This window comes from Desulfoplanes sp. PS50 (genome assembly GCF_053851535.1).
Genome location: NZ_JBSPZA010000031.1, coordinates 1 through 16363 on the forward strand (window position 1 = coordinate 1; position 16363 = coordinate 16363).

Annotated in this window: 15 protein-coding genes and 3 tRNA genes; 5 read left to right on the forward strand and 13 right to left on the reverse strand. The window is 52.1% G+C overall.

Features of this window, described 5'->3' with window-relative positions:
• Nucleotides 1-174: 174 nt before the first annotated feature.
• Nucleotides 175-666 carry a siroheme decarboxylase subunit beta gene (gene ahbB / locus ACTVJH_RS12855; RefSeq protein ID WP_455991396.1) on the reverse strand — a complete coding sequence of 164 codons (492 nt, stop codon included), beginning with the start codon at nt 664-666 and terminating at the stop codon, nt 175-177.
• Nucleotides 667-809: 143 nt separating this feature from the next.
• On the opposite strand from ahbB, the gene ACTVJH_RS12860 reads away from it, so the two are divergent.
• A complete protein-coding gene (locus ACTVJH_RS12860; RefSeq protein WP_455991398.1) occupies nt 810-1802 on the forward strand; it encodes an NAD(P)H-dependent glycerol-3-phosphate dehydrogenase in 993 nt (330 codons plus the stop codon).
• A gap of 321 nt (nt 1803-2123) precedes the next feature.
• Here ACTVJH_RS12860 and mobA read toward each other — a convergent pair whose 3' ends face one another.
• Together mobA and ACTVJH_RS12870 are read right to left on the reverse strand one after the other, a co-directional pair.
• Nucleotides 2124-2777 carry a molybdenum cofactor guanylyltransferase gene (mobA, locus tag ACTVJH_RS12865; protein ID WP_455991400.1) on the reverse strand — a complete coding sequence of 218 codons (654 nt, stop codon included), beginning with the start codon at nt 2775-2777 and terminating at the stop codon, nt 2124-2126.
• Between the two features lie 5 nt (nt 2778-2782).
• Nucleotides 2783-3571 (reverse strand): prepilin peptidase, encoded by a 789-nt coding sequence (locus ACTVJH_RS12870; protein WP_455991402.1) that lies wholly within the window; start codon nt 3569-3571, stop codon nt 2783-2785.
• Between the two features lie 466 nt (nt 3572-4037).
• Here ACTVJH_RS12870 and ACTVJH_RS12875 point away from each other — a divergent pair, with 466 nt between their 5' ends.
• From ACTVJH_RS12875 to ACTVJH_RS12885, 3 genes are all read left to right on the forward strand, one after another.
• Entirely contained in the window at nt 4038-5333 is a 1296-nt protein-coding gene (locus tag ACTVJH_RS12875) for a phenylacetate--CoA ligase family protein (RefSeq protein WP_455991404.1), read from the forward strand.
• Between the two features lie 370 nt (nt 5334-5703).
• Entirely contained in the window at nt 5704-6363 is a 660-nt protein-coding gene (locus tag ACTVJH_RS12880) for a nucleotidyl transferase AbiEii/AbiGii toxin family protein (RefSeq protein ID WP_455991474.1), read from the forward strand.
• A 301-nt stretch (nt 6364-6664) separates the two neighbouring features.
• Complete coding sequence (locus ACTVJH_RS12885) at nt 6665-7738, forward strand: phospholipase A (RefSeq protein ID WP_455991406.1); 1074 nt, start codon at nt 6665-6667, stop codon at nt 7736-7738.
• On the opposite strand, the gene ACTVJH_RS12890 is transcribed toward ACTVJH_RS12885, so the two are convergent.
• From ACTVJH_RS12890 to ACTVJH_RS12915, 6 genes are all read right to left on the reverse strand, one after another.
• The gene (locus ACTVJH_RS12890; RefSeq protein ID WP_455991408.1) at nt 7735-8256 is read right to left on the reverse strand and encodes a hypothetical protein; all 522 of its coding nucleotides are present in this window, start codon (nt 8254-8256) and stop codon (nt 7735-7737) included. The genes ACTVJH_RS12885 and ACTVJH_RS12890 overlap by 4 nt on opposite strands.
• 359 nt (nt 8257-8615) lie before the next feature.
• Nucleotides 8616-8691, reverse strand: a tRNA-Asn gene (locus ACTVJH_RS12895).
• Between the two features lie 4 nt (nt 8692-8695).
• Nucleotides 8696-8773: transfer RNA gene (locus tag ACTVJH_RS12900), tRNA-Glu, on the reverse strand.
• Nucleotides 8774-8786: 13 nt separating this feature from the next.
• Nucleotides 8787-8872 (reverse strand) — tRNA-Tyr (locus tag ACTVJH_RS12905).
• A 290-nt stretch (nt 8873-9162) separates the two neighbouring features.
• On the reverse strand, nt 9163-9513 hold the full coding sequence (locus ACTVJH_RS12910; RefSeq protein ID WP_455991410.1) for a hypothetical protein: 351 nt from the start codon (nt 9511-9513) through the stop codon (nt 9163-9165).
• 504 nt (nt 9514-10017) lie between these two features.
• On the reverse strand, nt 10018-10773 hold the full coding sequence (locus tag ACTVJH_RS12915) for an FKBP-type peptidyl-prolyl cis-trans isomerase (protein ID WP_455991412.1): 756 nt from the start codon (nt 10771-10773) through the stop codon (nt 10018-10020).
• Between the two features lie 242 nt (nt 10774-11015).
• Here ACTVJH_RS12915 and ACTVJH_RS12920 point away from each other — a divergent pair, with 242 nt between their 5' ends.
• The gene (locus ACTVJH_RS12920) at nt 11016-12239 is read left to right on the forward strand and encodes an LL-diaminopimelate aminotransferase (protein WP_455991414.1); all 1224 of its coding nucleotides are present in this window, start codon (nt 11016-11018) and stop codon (nt 12237-12239) included.
• A gap of 108 nt (nt 12240-12347) precedes the next feature.
• Here the strand turns inward: ACTVJH_RS12920 and ACTVJH_RS12925 are convergent, their stop codons facing one another.
• The 4 genes from ACTVJH_RS12925 to ACTVJH_RS12940 form a co-directional block, all read right to left on the reverse strand.
• Nucleotides 12348-12587, reverse strand: a complete 240-nt coding sequence (locus ACTVJH_RS12925) for a hypothetical protein (RefSeq protein ID WP_455991416.1) — start codon at nt 12585-12587, stop codon at nt 12348-12350.
• A gap of 113 nt (nt 12588-12700) precedes the next feature.
• Nucleotides 12701-13468 carry a phosphatase PAP2 family protein gene (locus ACTVJH_RS12930; RefSeq protein ID WP_455991418.1) on the reverse strand — a complete coding sequence of 256 codons (768 nt, stop codon included), beginning with the start codon at nt 13466-13468 and terminating at the stop codon, nt 12701-12703.
• A gap of 2 nt (nt 13469-13470) precedes the next feature.
• Nucleotides 13471-15444, reverse strand: coding sequence for an LTA synthase family protein (locus ACTVJH_RS12935; protein WP_455991420.1), 1974 nt, complete (start codon nt 15442-15444; stop codon nt 13471-13473).
• Complete coding sequence (locus ACTVJH_RS12940) at nt 15441-16343, reverse strand: hypothetical protein (protein ID WP_455991422.1); 903 nt, start codon at nt 16341-16343, stop codon at nt 15441-15443. The genes ACTVJH_RS12935 and ACTVJH_RS12940 overlap by 4 nt, the downstream gene beginning before the upstream one ends.
• Between the last annotated feature and the right edge of the window lie 20 nt (nt 16344-16363).

The window sequence follows — 16363 nt, forward strand, 5'->3', positions numbered from 1 at the left end:
AAGAAATTTAAGAAATTTAAGAAATTTTAGAGATTTCGGAGAGTTCAGAGATTCTAGAGATTTCAGAGGGCTAAGAGATTGAAGAGATGCCTTTTGGCAGGTTTGAATTTCTGAAATTTCCTGCATCCTGATTTCTGGTTCGCACGTTTTAATCAGGTCCTGGATTTTTTTGGATCAGAAGTAGCGCATGGATGTTTTTTTGAGTTCCTTGGTGCTGAACAGGAGATCGAACTGGGTGACCCCGGTCTCTTTCACGAGTTCGTCCACGACCCGCAGACAATCATCTTTGCTTTTGCCGTGGATCATGGTGTAGAGGTTGTACGGCCAGTCCATGCAGCTTTTGCGCTGGTAGCAATGGGAGATTTCAGGCCGCTTGGCCATGGTCTTACCTATGGCGTTTATGTCGTCTCCCTCTTCCACGTACCAGGCGACCATGGCGTTGAATCCGTAGCCGGCCTTCTGATGTCTGAGGGTCGCCCCGAACCGGCGGATGTACCCCTTGTCCTTCATATCCCTGATCAGGGAGATGACAAAGGTTTCATCCACCCCGGCCTCGCGGGCTATGTCGGCAAAAGGCGTGGGGGAGAGGGGGATCGATCCCTGGAGCTGCTTAAGGACCTTGTGCTCGGCCTGGGTGAAAGAGACGGGTGTGGTCTGTTCGTTCATGATGGCTGGATGGGGTTTATTGATAAAAAAAATCCAATACCCTTTTCATGGCCGGATCGCAACCGTGGGCCCGGATCTTGCCTTTGCCCGTTGTGCCGGGTAGCCAGGGCGATCGCTGTCATTGGTTTTGCAAAGGAGGAAGCATGCACATAGCCGTACTTGGAGGAGGAAGCTGGGGAACGACCCTGGCCGATCTGCTGGCCCGCAAGGGGTTTGGCGTCACATTGTGGGTCAGAAATCCGGATCATGCCCGAAGGATGAATGCGGACCATATCAACAAACGGTATCTTCCCGGGGTTGCCCTGAGTCCGGATCTCGTGGTTTCCTCGAATATCGCGGCGGCCATGCGGGATACGGAGTGCATCCTGGTGGCCGTGCCTTCCCAGTATGTCCGTGGTCTGCTTACGGAGCACTACCATTTTTTTCCCCACCGGCCCGTGGTGGTCTGCGCCAGCAAGGGGGTGGAGAACGAGACCTTAAAGCCCATGTCGCGGGTGATTGCCGAGGCCCTGGAAGGAAAGTCGCCGCGCTACGCCATTTTGTCCGGCCCCTCTTTTGCGGAAGAGGTGTGTCGGCAGCTGCCTACCGCGGTCTCCCTGGGATGCGAGGACAGACAGCTCGCGCACAGGATCAGGGACATTTTTTCAACGGACGCTTTTCGGGTCTACACCACCCCCGATTTCAAGGGCGTGGAGCTCGGCGGGGCGGTCAAGAATATCATGGCCATTGGAGCGGGTATTGCCGATGGACTCGGGTTTGGTCATGATGCCCGGGCCGCTTTGATCACCCGGGGGCTTGCCGAGATGTCGCGTCTGGGCCAGGCCATGGGGGCTCAGGAGCGGACCTTCATGGGACTCTCCGGGATGGGCGATCTCGTACTGACCTGCACCGGTGATCTGAGTCGAAACCGTCAGGTCGGCCTGAAGCTTGGTCAGGGGATGAAGCTCGAAGAGATACTCACCCACATGCACATGGTCGCTGAAGGGGTCAGGACCACCCGTTCGGTCTACGGACTGGGCAAGGAATACGGTATCGAGCTGCCCATTACCGAGCAGGTCTACAAGGTGCTTTATGAAGACAAGGACCCGCGAACAGCGGTGCAGGAGCTTATGGGGAGACGGCTCAAGGATGAGTAGAAACAAGTGCGCAGGAGGCAGGAGACGGGAGACAGGAGACGGGAGATAGGAGGCAGGAGACAGGAAAAAAGTGCGCAGTACGCAGGGCGCAGTGCGCAGGAAAGGCGGGAAAAGTGAATGCTTAGCGAGCTTGCGAGGTTAGCAGACCTTATGCAAAGCTGACGGGAAAGGCGAATGGAAGGTGAATGTCTGTAGGGGCGAACCTTGTGTTCGCCCAAACCGGAACGAGCAGGAGGAAAAGAAAGGAGGCAGGAGACAGGAGGCAGGCAAAGACGAATATGCAGCCGCAGCGATGTAGGCATACCGACAACACAGGGTCGATCATGATGGTCGGCCTTTTTTTGCGACCTTGAACCGGGGTTTCTTGACCTTGGGCAGGATGCAGAATGCATTGGCGGCCTGTTCGAGAAGCTCGAGATCTTCGGGATAGTTGACGTTTAAAAAAGGCCGTGAATTCGACATGGCATAGGGGACATGGATGCAACGCGGGTCCGGAATGGCCCGGGCCACTTTATATTGTGATCGCGTGAGAGCTTCTTTGATAAACGGGATGCCCCCTGGATCGTAGATAGCCACCAGTGCCTCGATGAATCCGGTTTCCTGCTGGATAAAGTCCGTGCGCAAAATCTTCGAAGAGCGGTTGGCATAGGCATCGACCAGCCTGGAGGCGGTGGGTGCGTCCATGAGCGGAAGATCACAGGGAAGGAACATGCAGGGACGGCCGATGTGTTCCAAGGCGGTCAGAATACCGCGAAGCGGTCCCTTCCCCGGGGCGTCATCCAGGAACCACGGGTTTGAAAGCCCGTGGTCGCGCGCGTTGCGCCCTGAAATCCAGACCCTGGAGCAGAAATGTTCAAGAACCGTGACGGATCGCTTCACCAGGTCCTGCCCATGAAAAACGACCTTGGCCTTGTCCGTGCCCATCCGGGTGCTCTTGCCCCCGGCCAGAACCACGCCGTGAAGTTCTCTGGACATGGGCATTACGCGAACAGTCCCAGGTAGATATCCCAGATTTCCTGTCCCCAAAGAACATAGAGCAGGGCTCCCATGCTCAAGAACGGACCAAAGGGGATGGCGGTCTGCATACCCCGGCCTTCGCCTTTTTTGAGATAGACCAGACTGACCATAAGACCGGCCATGGCCGAAAAGAAGATCATGATCGGCAGTCCCTGCCAACCGGTCATGGCCCCAAGCATGAGCATGAGTTTGATATCTCCGCTGCCCAATCCCTCGATTTTTTTGATCAAACGGTAGGTCTGCTGGATGAAGAGAAACAGGCCGGCCCCGGCAAGTGCTCCCACAAGGGCGTTTACAAATCCGTGGGGAAAGAAAAAAGAGCCCCCCAGGGCGATGGCAGCCCCCGGCAGGGTGATCAGGTCGGGCAGGATGAAGATGTGCAGATCGATAAAGCTGCCCACAAGAAGCAGGCCGGTCAGAACCAGCATGATCAGCCAGGTCGGCCCCAGGCCGAATCGCAGGGCCAGGAGCATGGACAAGATGCCCGAAAGCAGTTCTACAAGCGGATATTGCAGGGAGATGGGCGCTTTGCAGGATCTGCATTTTCCCTGAAGCAGAAGGTAGCTTATGACCGGGATGTTTTCCCACCAGGAGAGAACGTGACCGCATCCGGGGCAATGGGACCCGGGCCGGACAATGGACGTCCCGGCAAGATACCGGAAGATGCAGACGTTATAGAAACTTCCAAGGACCAGTCCCAAGACGAGGGTGATGAGGGCCGTTGGTATCGGCGGCAGCGGCAGAGTGTACATGGTTTCCTTCTTGACAGGATAAGGGGGGCGTCGCATACTACATTGTATTATGCACGTACCTGCAACAACGACAACGTATTGGTGGTGGCGCGACCTTGTATAGGGAAGTTGTCCACTAAAATCCAGTCCAGATACATCGTGGACAGGACTGATTTGTTCGCATGGCTGGTTTACCCCGTTTTGGCCGGTTTGAAACTTCCTCGCCGGCCCCGTACCATCAAGCCGCTTTTACTACGAGTAAGATGTTCCGGAAGATGCCAAAGCGCGACTCGATGAACGATGCCTGGCTCGGTCAGACAGTCAATCCGTCCCAAACGGGGTAACCCAGCCATACTATTCCAGACAATCGGATGAGAATAAATGTGCCCTGACATCGTGGAACGCTTCCGGGTGGCCCACGGTGATTTTTGAAAAGACAAAAAAGCCGCGGGCCCAAACCGCGGCTTTTTTTGTAAGGAGTTTTCAGATGCAATCGACCTACCGTTTTCTGCCCGAGTACACGCACGAGGAATTGGCGAGCAAACAGCTTGAAGGCCTCAAGTGGACTGTACGCCACGCCTATGAAGGAAGCACTGCGTACCATGAAAAACTCAAGGAGGCCGGGGTGGCCCCGGAAGATATCCGTACCCTGGATGACCTGACCCGGCTGCCCTTTACCACGGTCCAGGATCTTCGGGCCGGGTATCCTTTTCCCCTGGTCAGCGTACCCATGGAAGAGGTTGTCAGGGTCCATGCCTCGTCCGGAACCACGGGCAAGCGCAAGGTGCTCGCCTATACCGGGAAGGATATCGAGGATTGGAAGATCATGATGGCCAGGTGCTTTGAACTCGCCGGGCTGACCAGGCAGGACCGGATTCAGATCGCGGTGGGCTACGGATTGTGGACCGCGGGTGCCGGGTTTCAGCTGGGGTGCGAGCATTTCGGGGCCATGGCTTTGCCCCTTGGTCCGGGTAACTTGGATTTTCAGCTCCAGTTCTTGCAGGACATGCAGTCCACCTGCATGTGCTCCACAGCCTCCATGGCCCTGCTTCTGGCCGAACAGGTGGAGAAGCACGGGGTCAGGGAGAAGATCGCCCTTGACAAGCTCATCTTCGGATCGGAGCCGCATACCGTGAAGATGCGCAACCGGGTCAAACAGCTTCTGGGTGTTTCGGACTGTTTCGACATCTCCGGGCTGACCGAGCTCTATGGCCCGGGCGCGGGACTCGACTGTCCGGCCCACGAAGGGATTCACTACTGGGCGGATTATTACATCCTGGAGATCGTCGACCCCGAGACCTTGAAGCCGGTTGCCCCGGGTGAAATGGGCGAGATGGTCATCACCACCCTGTGCAAGGAGGCTGCCCCGCTTATAAGATACCGGACCAGGGATCTCTGCCGGATCATCCCCCACGCCTGTTCCTGCGGACTGTGTCTGCCCATGCACGACAAGATCATGGGCAGATCCGACGATATGATCATTTTCAGAGGGGTGAATATCTATCCCGGCCAGATCGCTGATGTGCTGGAACGATTTCCCGAGCTCAGCTCGGAGTATCAGATCCATCTGACCCGCAAGGACGGCCTGGACCACATGCTCATCAGCGTGGAACGCAAGTCCGATACCCCGGCCGATCTCGACGCCAACCTTTCCGAAGCCGTTGCCGTGGGGCTGCGCAAGAAACTCCTTGTTCGTGGCAATGTGCGCGTTGTCGATCCCCTGGGCCTTCCCAGAACCTACGGCAAAAGCAAGCGGGTGGTGGACGAGCGCAATGGGGAATGATAAAAGGATGGATTAACAGCGTCACCAAAAATGCGAGGTGGTTACAACATGATCACAAACGATGCGAATCTTGCACCCGATGTCCTCGCTTGTTTACAATCGTTTGCCCCCAGGTACATGTGGTGGAAATCACCTGAGCGTGCTGTTTTGTTTCCGTACCAACTTATAGCCCGGACAATGGACCTGGGTACTTTTGAAGACACAAAGGCCTTGGTGGAGCTTGTTGGTACGGATGTTTTACGGGAAGTGATCCTCAGGGCAGAGATAGGATGGTTTCGTCCTCGGTCATGGCATTTTTGGCATTACAAACTCGATCTGGCGTCTGATGTTCGAGAGATCCCCCCGGTTCCGGGAGAGAGGTTTGTGTAAGATGTTCACCCCCTATCTGGAAATCCTGCCACCCGTACAGCGGGAGATCTGGCCAAGGCTTCATCCCGTGGTTCAGGAAGGTTTTGTCCTGTATGGAGGAACTGCCATTGCACTGCGGATCGGTCATCGGCAATCGGTTGATTTTGATTTTTTTACCGACCAGCCGCTCGATAAAGATCGGATTTTCTCAAGATTTTCTTTTTTGGATCAGGGAACCATCATTCAGGATGAACCCGAAACCTTGTCAGTGAGTGTTCCAGGCAATGGGGATTGGGTGAAGATATCCTTTTTCGGGGGCATACATTTTGGTCGAGTCGGTCTGCCTGAATCGACCGAAGATGACGTATTGCTGGTGGCATCCTTCGATGACCTCATGGCAACCAAGGTGAAAACAATCCTGCAACGTATATCTGCCAAGGATTATCAGGATATCGCGGCAATGGTCTTGGCCGGGGTCAGTCTCTCAAGGGGGCTGGGTGCGGCGTGTAACCTGTTTGGTCGTCATTTTTCTCCTAATGAAAGTCTGAGGGCTTTGACCTATTTCAAGGGAGGGGATCTGGACGTTCTCGATCAGAAAACGCGAAACATTCTTGTTCAGGCTGCAAAAGAAGTAGATGCGATTGAGGACGTGCAGATTCTGTCGAACTCCCTTGGCGTTTGAACCGACAAACCGCTAATGCGGCCAAGCCGCAATTTTAAGTTTTAAGTTCAAGCGGTTACGGAATTTTCTTGTTTTTTTATTACAGAATTTTCTGAGTAAGGTACTAATGCGGCCAAGCCGCGGTTTTAGGTTTTAAGTTTTAGGTTTTAAGTTCAAGCGGTTATAAAATTTTCTTGTTTTTTATGGCAGACTTTCACGAGTAAGGTACTAAAAGGCATGATTCATCCTTGCTTGATAGGTGCGAATTTTTTGTCGTTTATATGCATGCGGATCAACGCATAAATTTGTATCGGGATGGAGCATGAACCACCATTTTAGAATCATGATCACCCTGATGGCGGCAGTTTGTCTGACCGGCGGGTTTGCAACGCATCCGGTTTTTGCCGGTCAGCCCCGGACCCTCGAGCAATGTGCCTGCATCGAGGACGATGCCCAGCGGCTTCAGTGTTATGATCTGCTGGCGGGAAAAAAGGTCCAGGACGACAAGACGGAAATAAAGGCGCAGATCCCGCCCACTGCGGACCAAGCGGTTTCATCAGACGCGGAAATGGCACAAGCTTCTTCTGCGCACGAAGATGATCCACCCTCGTATCTGACCGGATTGTGGGAACTCGATGAATCCGTTCCCAGGGGGCGGTTTGCCCTGCGGCCCCATAGAAGTAATTACATCCTGCCCTTTACCTATAATGCCTCTCCCAACAGAGACCCCGATCACACCGGGGAGGTGGATACGGTCAAGGATGCCGAGGTCGCGTTCCAGCTGAGCATGAAGGTCAAGCTCTGGCAGGACGTTCTTGGTCAGGACATGGACCTCTGGTTCGGGTATACTCAGCGATCCTTCTGGCAGGTGTACAATTCAAAGGAGTCCTCGCCGTTTCGGGAGACCAATTACGAACCCGAGGTGCTTCTGAATTATCGCACCGATCTGGATCTTTTCGGGGTCCGACTGCGGACCATCTCTGCCGGGCTCAACCATCAGTCGAATGGGCGCGCCGAACCCCTTTCGCGGAGTTGGAACCGTCTGGTCGGCAATCTGGGGCTGGAATACGAAGATTTTGTGATTGAACTCAAGACATGGTACCGGATACCCGAATCCGAGGACGATGACGACAATCCCGATATTGACGAGTACATGGGTCCGGGCGAGCTCTGGGTATATTATTTTCATGAAGGTCACAGATTCGGAGCCATGTGGCGGAACAACTGCCGGTTCGATCACAACCGGGGCGCCCTGCAGCTGGAATGGGCCTTCCCCCTGGGCGGAAGGGTGAGCGGCTATGTGCAGTATTTTACCGGCTATGGGGAGAGCATGATCGACTACGATCATGCAGTGGACAGAATCGGGATCGGGTTTGTCCTTGATACGTGGAACTAGCAGCGAGCAGCGAGCAAACGTTTTTTAGACATGGGGAACAACCAGGGCCTGGCACGGTATGCGCCAGGCCCTGGTGCGTCATGGACCGCAATATTATCCACGTATTTTTTTTCTGACTCATCGATCATGGCACGACCTCCATCAAACATGGTCCAGGAACCCGACTGAGCAAGGGTCGATGATCCTCCTGAGACAAGCGATCCACCGTAGTTGAGCAGGCAGCCGACGCCTGTGGTAAAATAGTCGAATCCTGTCAGATACACCGGGTTGGCGAAATTGATCGAGGCCATTTCAGTACCTGGCGTTCCAAATCCAAAGTCCACGGCCAGATAGTTCTGGGCAATCTGGTCATATCCCATGAAAAAATCTTCAAAGGTGACATCCTGGATGGTAAAGGTTCCAACCGCTCCGGAATAGGTGGGGCCAAAGTCGTCAAAGGTGATGGTTGCAGCAAACAGTGGTGGGGATACCAGCGTACAGCAGACAAACAGCGAGACAAACAGGATCAGACGTTTCATGATTCCCTCCTTGTAACAAGGTGATGAACAGTTCTCGATTCGAGGCTTCGGGTCAGGCCACAGACAGATCTGATACGACAATCAGCAAGATGTGAGCCGAGATTTTTTAGCCTTTTATTTCAGAATGTTCGATCTTTTTTCTTCGCCAGGCAAATCATAGTGTACGCTTTTTCAAGTCATGGTTATACATTTTTATGCGAGGTGTCCGGAAAATCCGAACATACCGGAAAGCAGGGCGGGCAGGATCAAAAAAAGACGGGACAGACAATAATGATATATTGTCTGTCCCGTCTTTTTCCTAGGGCGCAACGATGCATACGAAAAAAGGACCTGGGCAAAACCCAGGTCCTTGTCTTTTCTGGCTCCCCGGGACGGACTTGAACCGCCAACCTAGTGATTAACAGTCACCCGCTCTGCCGATTGAGCCACCGGGGAATGATGGCGTCCCCAAGGGGATTTGAACCCCTGTACCCAGAATGAAAATCTGGTGTCCTGGACCGGGCTAGACGATGGGGACGTCTGGTGCATCATGGTGGAGGGGGGAGGATTTGAACCTCCGAAGGCGTCCGCCGACAGATTTACAGTCTGTTCCCTTTGACCACTCGGGAACCCCTCCGTGATGCGAAAGGGCTTGATATAGAAAGTCGTCTGTGGGGTCAAGTCCTAAATCGCGGGCTCGATCCGTGTATGATTATTTGTAACTATTCAGGTGCATTTCTCAAGAATCAGAATTACGAATTTAAGAAATTTAAGAGATTTAAGAAATTACAAGCGGTTAGCGTCCAGGTCCTCAATTTCTAAAATTTCTGAAATCCTTAAATCTCTGAAATTTACGGGCTGGCACTCAAATCTAACGATATATTCCAGCCTGTTGCTCCTGCTCATTTTTGACCTGAATAGTTACGATTATTTTTCAGGAAGCTGGGGAGAGTCGCTTGGAGGGAGTGCATCCATAAATTGCAGAGTCTCGATGGTCTCATCCGAGCCAAAGGCATCCTGCTTGATGGCCTTGTAGGCCTTGGTGGAAAACTCCTTGAGATCGCTGGTCCAGCGTTTCCCCCGTTTTTCCCAGAAAAGCCGGGTCGATCGGATCGCGAGCATACCTGTGCAGGCGACAATGGCCAGGTTGGTGAGCATGGCCTTGGAAAAGGATTTTTTGAGCAACTCCCTGGACTCGCTCAGGGCCAGCTCGGACTCCTGAACCTTTGCAGGCAGGTTGTCTGAAGAGGAAGGGGTATGGGTAGCACGGTCAGGCATACATTGTGTCCGCGAAAGCATGTTTCATTGTGCAGGAAAAAAATCCGTGAGCTCATCCATGGATCATGTGAGGGCGTACAGCTCCAAGGGGGAGAAGCCAGAGCGTCTCAAAGGGTATGTTTTTCCCGGATGAATGTGAAAAACAGTCTCGTTTAAACCATACGAGATCACCTGACATTGTCAATGGGCCCGGCGGGGACGCTCAAGGCTGATTTGTTCGCATGGCCGGTTCACGCCCGTTCTAATGCGGCCAAGCCGCAGTTTTAGGTTTTAAGCTTAAAGTTCAAGCTGTTATAAAATTTTCTTGTTTTTTATGGCAGACTTTCGCGAGTAAGGTACTCATCGGTTTGAAACTCTCTCGCCGGGCTTTTGGCATCGGGCAATGTTAAAACGTCCGGATCGGCAGGATGGTAACCGTTCCGGACGTTTTTTTGAATATGCGTACAAGCTGCCCATGCGGCTTACAAATGTCTCTTTTGCCTTCAGGGTCGTAGCAGCTTTCTCTTACTCGGCTTGCGCACCCATGGAATCGCCGGCAGCCTCCTTGTCCTGGATGGACAAAAGGGTGACATCGAAGATCAATGTGGAATTGGGGCCGATTGTCGGACCGGCCTGGCGTTCGCCATAGGCGAGTTCTGCCGGGATATAGATCATCCAGTGGTCACCGGTTTTCATCTTCTGCAGTGCCTCGGTCCACCCCTTGATCACGCCGTTGACAGGGAAGGTGGCCGGTTCGTTCCGGGAGTAGGAGCTGTCGAATTCAGTGCCGTCAACCAGGGTTCCCTTGTAGTGCACGGTGACGATGTCGTCCTCTGCGGGACGTGTGCCATTACCCTCTTCAATGATCTTGTACTGGAGACCGCTTTCCAGGGTGACCACGCCTTCCTTGTTGGTATTTTCCTCGAGGAATGCCTTGCCCTTGGCGGCATTTTCTTCAGACTGCTTCTTGATTTCCTGGACTCGTTCTTCCATCAGTTCCTGCTGCCACTGCATGAGCACTTCCTTGGCCTCGTCAGGGGTGAGCAGAGTGGTCGCGTTGGCAAAGGCGTGATCGATACCCAGGGCGACGAATTCGGGATTCACGTCAAGTCCTTGCTGGCTGATGGTCCTGCCGATGTCCATGCCAATGGCGTAGCTGACCTTTTCCTGCTGGGTGGTCAGGGTCTGAGAGGTATCGGAAGTTTTTGCAGTATCGTTTTCCTGGGAGCAGGCAGTGGCAAAAAACAGGAGACACGCAAGTGTCAAAAAGGCTTTTTTCATGAGAATGGCTCCATGGTATCGTGATTGTATTGTGTGGGTTTTGATTGCATGATTGACGAACATTGAGGAGAAAACCGGGATTTTTTCTGCACACCCTCCCCTCGAACCAGATTGGTTATTTCTCACTAATCGGGCCCATTTGCAACCGTGAAGGTCGCATGTGACCAAAGAGACACGATTGTCAATCAGGCAAAGGCTCGGTATACGGAATCTTTCCATGAACGAAAACTCCGGAGTGAACCATGATTCGCATTAATGAACATTACACGAAATTACAGGCCTCATATCTTTTTTCTGACATCGCCAAACGGGTCGCTGCCTTCCAAAAGGCCCATCCCGGCAAAGAGATCATCCGCCTCGGGATCGGGGACGTGACCATGCCGTTGCCCGCTGCCTGTATCCAGGCCATGCACACGGCTGTGGACGAGATGGCCGAACAAAAGACCTTTCGTGGATACGGTCCGGAGCAGGGATACGATTTTCTGCGCGAGGCTATTGCTGCCGAAGATTTTCAGGTCCGCGGGGCAGACATTGCTGCCGACGAGATCTTCATCAGTGACGGGGCCAAGTGCGATACCGGCAACATTCAGGAACTCTTTGCCCGGGATATCAGCGTGGCCATTCCCGATCCGGTTTATCCGGTCTATCTGGACACCAATGTCATGGCCGGACGGACCGGGGCGTACAAGGATGGCCGCTATGAGGGCATCACCTACATGGACTGCACGGCCGAGAACGGATTCGTGCCCGCCCTGCCCGAACACCCCGTGGATCTCATCTATCTCTGTTTCCCCAACAACCCTACCGGCACGACGATCTTCAAAGAGGCCCTGCAGGAATGGGTCGATTACGCCCGGGCAAACAATGCGCTTATTCTCTATGATGCCGCGTACGTGGCCTTTATCCGGGATGAAACTCTGCCCCAGTCCATCTACGAGCTTCCGGGGGCCAAAGAGGTGGCCATCGAGTTCCGGAGTTTTTCCAAGACAGCCGGGTTTACCGGCACCCGCTGCGCGTATACGGTCGTACCCAAGACCTGTCGTGCTTTTGACGACAACGGGGAGGCGCATGACCTGCACTCCATGTGGAACCGCAGGCACTCCACCAAGTTCAACGGGGTCTCCTATCCGGTCCAGCGGGCCGCCGCAGCCGTTTACAGCGAGGAAGGCAAAAAACAGGTCCGCGAACTTTCAGACTATTACCTGAAGAACGCCGCCCTGATCCGGGAAAAGATGCAGGGGCTCGGATTCGCCTGCGTGGGGGGCGAGAATTCCCCCTATATCTGGGTCAGCGGCAACCGGGGTTCCTGGGAGCTCTTTGATCTTCTTTTGAGCGAGGCGGGCGTGGTCTGCACGCCCGGGGCGGGATTCGGCAAATGCGGAGAAGGGTATATCCGGATCAGCGCGTTCAATAGTCATGACAACGTGGCCAGGGCCATGGAAAGGATTGAAAAGGCGCTTTCTTAGTTTGATGTTCGAGGATATCTCAAGCGGCCCCCATGCTGTGTTCCCAGTTTTCTGGGGCTGCTTTGGAATGTCTTCAAGATAAACGAAATTCAAATTCAGATTATTTGTTCAGTCCTTACCTGATCGCTCGGCAGTTCCTGCCCGGGATTCTTTTATTGCGTCAAGGATATCTTCAGTTATTGCTTTTGTTTGTATCCCTGCAACATCAAAAGGAGATTTGGGTGCTTGAGTGAAGACGATCTTGAAGGTTTCACCGCTTCGCCGCTTGATGATGACATCTTCTGATTTTGCAAAATCAAGAACCGCAGAAAATTTTTGACGGGTTTCTGAATATGTATAGACTTTCATCAAGTCACCTCCACCATTTGAATATCCAAACTTTGAGCGGCTTCAATTATTTTTCGGTCAAGAAATATTATAACGCTCCTCAGTTGTGTTCAATATTCAAAATTTTGGGAGGTTCATCTCGAAGTGGTTAGCAGATTGAAATGTTCGTCCTCATAGATTGGCTTTTGGCGAGGCTCTTTGATCCATGTAAAGTATTTTTTGTTTTCGAGGTGCGTTGCAAACTGGTGGATAATGCAGATGATGAACCAGCTCAGAAGCATAGTTGCCACTGTATGGCTGAGATAATGGGCCCCTCTGAACATCTGATAGAGTCCCATGATCCAGCCCATGGCCAAGCCTGTACCCAGTCCCGTTATTTTGTGCCTGCGTTTTTTGAACATAAAAAATAATGCCATCATTGCGAAACCACCTGAAGCATGCCCTGCTGGAAAACATTTGCCCGCGCGTTTTGGTCGAAATCCATTGGGATAGCTTTCAAAGAGTTTTACATAGGGATAAACGCCATCGTACCGTTGGATCTGATACGGACAGTACATGTTTGTAACCTGTTTTGCCCTAGCCACCAGGAAGGGGACAAGGATCAGCGCGGAAATAAAAATGACCAGTCCTTTTCGCCTTAACGGGAAGTCGTTCTTTTTAAAGGACAGTCCCAGACAGAGAATGCTGAGCACCCCCAAGGCGACAATCATTTTTTTGCTTCCGGAATAAAAAATAGTTCGCAAAAACTGATTACTATCCGCAACGATCCAGGTTCCTGTGTTAAAATTGAAAAAATGATCTTGAATTACAAGATCGAGGTTTGTGTATTCGAAGAGAGCTGTCACCATGATTAGCAGGATGACAGCAGCAAGCTGACTTGTGAGTATCTTTTTTCGATTCATGGTTACTGTTTCTGAGCGGGTTGCGGAGCATCATTCCCGGTCAAGGAAATGGATATGTCTTTGTCCCACCGGTTCAATCCGTGTTTGTACAGATAGCTCGCGCTCTGGTAATAGCTTACAGTTCGGTCCTTTTGCACATCTGTCAGGAGGATGGGCTCGGTTTTACTCTCATACATGGTCTCGTCAGCTATTTTATAACTGCCTACTTTTTTTTGGGGTTCCAGAATAGTCAGGGTGCCGTTTTCAACCAGTCCCAGTTTTTGGTAATTTCCGACCAATGCGCGGGGGACAAATCCTTCTGCCAGAATATCTCGACCGAAGAATTTGCTTTTATAGTTCCAGTTGAGTTTTCCCAGTAGGGTGGGCATGAGATCGATCTGGCTTGCCAGGGTATCTACTTTTCCGGGTTCTATCAGCTTAGGGGCGTAAAAAAACAGCGGAATGTGATATCGGTGCAGCGGCAGTTCGGATTTTCCGGCGCTGTGGGCACAATGGTCCGCCACCACCACAAAGATCGTATTATCAAACCAGGGTCTTGTCCTGGCCGTTTCAAAAAACTGCTGCAGGGCATAATCGGTATATTTGACCCCGCCGTTGCGGCCTTCATGGGAGGGAATATCGATTTTTCCCTCGGGATAGGTGAAGGGGCGGTGATTGGAGGTGGTCATGACAAAGCCAAAAAAGGGCGTGTTGGCTTTATAAGATGCATCGAATTCTTTGAGAGAACGCCGGAAGATGTCCTCGTCGCATACCCCCCAGACATTGGCGAAGGTGATTTCTTCGTTGGCCAAATTATTCCTGTCCACGATATCAAAACCATTGCTGCCGAAAAAAGCGTTCATGTTGTCAAAATAGCCGTACCCTCCGTACAAAAAGGTCGTGTTGTAGCCCCGTTCTTTGAACAGAAATCCGGCGGAAAACATGTTTCCACAGTCCGGCCGTTTGACGATAGAGCGTCCCGGAGTAGGCGGAACAGACAGGGTGACGGCTTCCATGCCCCGAACTGTCCGGGTCCCGGTGGCATAAAAACGGGTAAAAACAAGGCTCTCTTTGGCTAGATTATCCAAAAATGGAGTGATGCCTCTGGTACTGCCGAACGCTCCCAGGTATTTGGCGCTCAGACTTTCAACCATGATAAGCACCACGTTGGTTTTTTTTTCTTTCCCCTGATGCATGACGGTACGGGTAATCATCTTGTCCTGGAAAGCATCGTTTTGCACCCCCATAGCCTGGTGCAGGGTCGCAAAGCCTTTGTCTACAGGCATGGTTGTATAAAATGTGTCATAGTCGAGCTGGTTATTGATGAATGCTGAGAAGAGCTGGTATATCCCGTTTTTTGATAATTCATTTTCGTGCATATTTCTGGAAAATGAGGCCCATGAGGTATCAATGAAGTGATAATTACAGATCATGAGTATGACCAGCATCAGACCGACCAATGCCCGTTTGCCCACCGATAAGGCCGCCTCTTCAATTACCCCGATACGCTTGCGGAACACGAAAACAAGTCCTGCCGCTCCGGCAAAGATACCGGCAAACAGCGTGGGAACAGGATAGGACTCCAGGATATTTCCTATCACTTCATTGGTGTATACAAGATAATCTACCGCGATGAAGTTGTACCGGACCCCGAATTCGTCCCAGAACAGAAATTCCGCTACACAATCAAACAGCAGAAGGGTGAAGGTCACGAAAAAAAGGCCGAACAGCATCACGCGGTTCATCCGGGTATTGAAAAATCGTCGGGAAACAACAGTCAGATAGACCAACAGGGGAATGGCCAAGTAGAGTGAGGCCACCAAATCGTAGAAACAGCCTGTGGCAAAAATACGCAACAGCGTTCCCGGCGTGTGGCCGATTTCGGGAAAAACAAGGGCTGTGAAAACAATCCGCAAAACCAACGAGGTCGTAATGCAGGCCGTAAGGAAGAAAAATACCAACCGGTATCGGTCGGGACGGGCAATCGAGAGTTTCATGGGGATCCTTTGCTGAACAGACTAAGTATGATCATTTTTTTCAAAAGGATGGGCAGCTGCCTATCCATATCCGATTTCTTGCCACGATCAGAACGGGCAGGAGGATCTGCCGATGTCTTCATAATTTTGGACTGAGTTGGCGGCAGAAGCCTTTTTTGTTTTTTTGCCCAGTTAAGACGTCGGTTATAGTCCATGGACCGGTCATCAAAATTGTCATCTGGAGATCGAGAATTGAAGGCGCGGAAGAGGCTGCTTATGCCGTTGTGTGACAGCTCGTTCGCGGTATCGTTATCGGAGATGTTGAATTCGTCCGAGGAAATCCAGAGAACTGGAAGCGCAAGGAGGACGTAGGCAGCCAGAAAGGCAATCCGGGGCTTGAAGTCGGCTGGGTACTCAAAGGCTCGAACCAAAAATGGCTGAAGCTTCATCAGAAAGAGGGCGGACGTCAGCCCACTAATGAGGATGAATATCACTATGGAATCGGGGTGCCAGATAGGTGTCAGAATATTTCGGAGGGAGATGAGGTAATCAACATCTATCAAACTGAAGCGGGTGTCAAATTTCCAGAAAAAGAAAAATTCGATTTCGGCAAGGCAGATAAGGCCGAAGAGAGTCAGAAAGACGAGCAGGAGGAACCAGCCCTTTTGTCTCCTGGAGCAAGCTGGTTTGTCGGGCATACAGGTGAGGTAGATGACGGCGGGAATATTCAAAAATACCAGAGTGATGCAGTCGTTGAGAACTCCGGCTCCAAGAATGGAAGGCATTTCTGTCCAGGATACTTGAGCCGGCTGGCCGAAAATTTTCCACAGGACAAGGCGCAGCAGCACCGAAATGCCCAGATAGAAGAGGGAAATGATCTGAAGCGGTAGAAAGCGGCTGAGCCATGAAAAGCTGTTCATATATATCTTTCTGAGTTTGA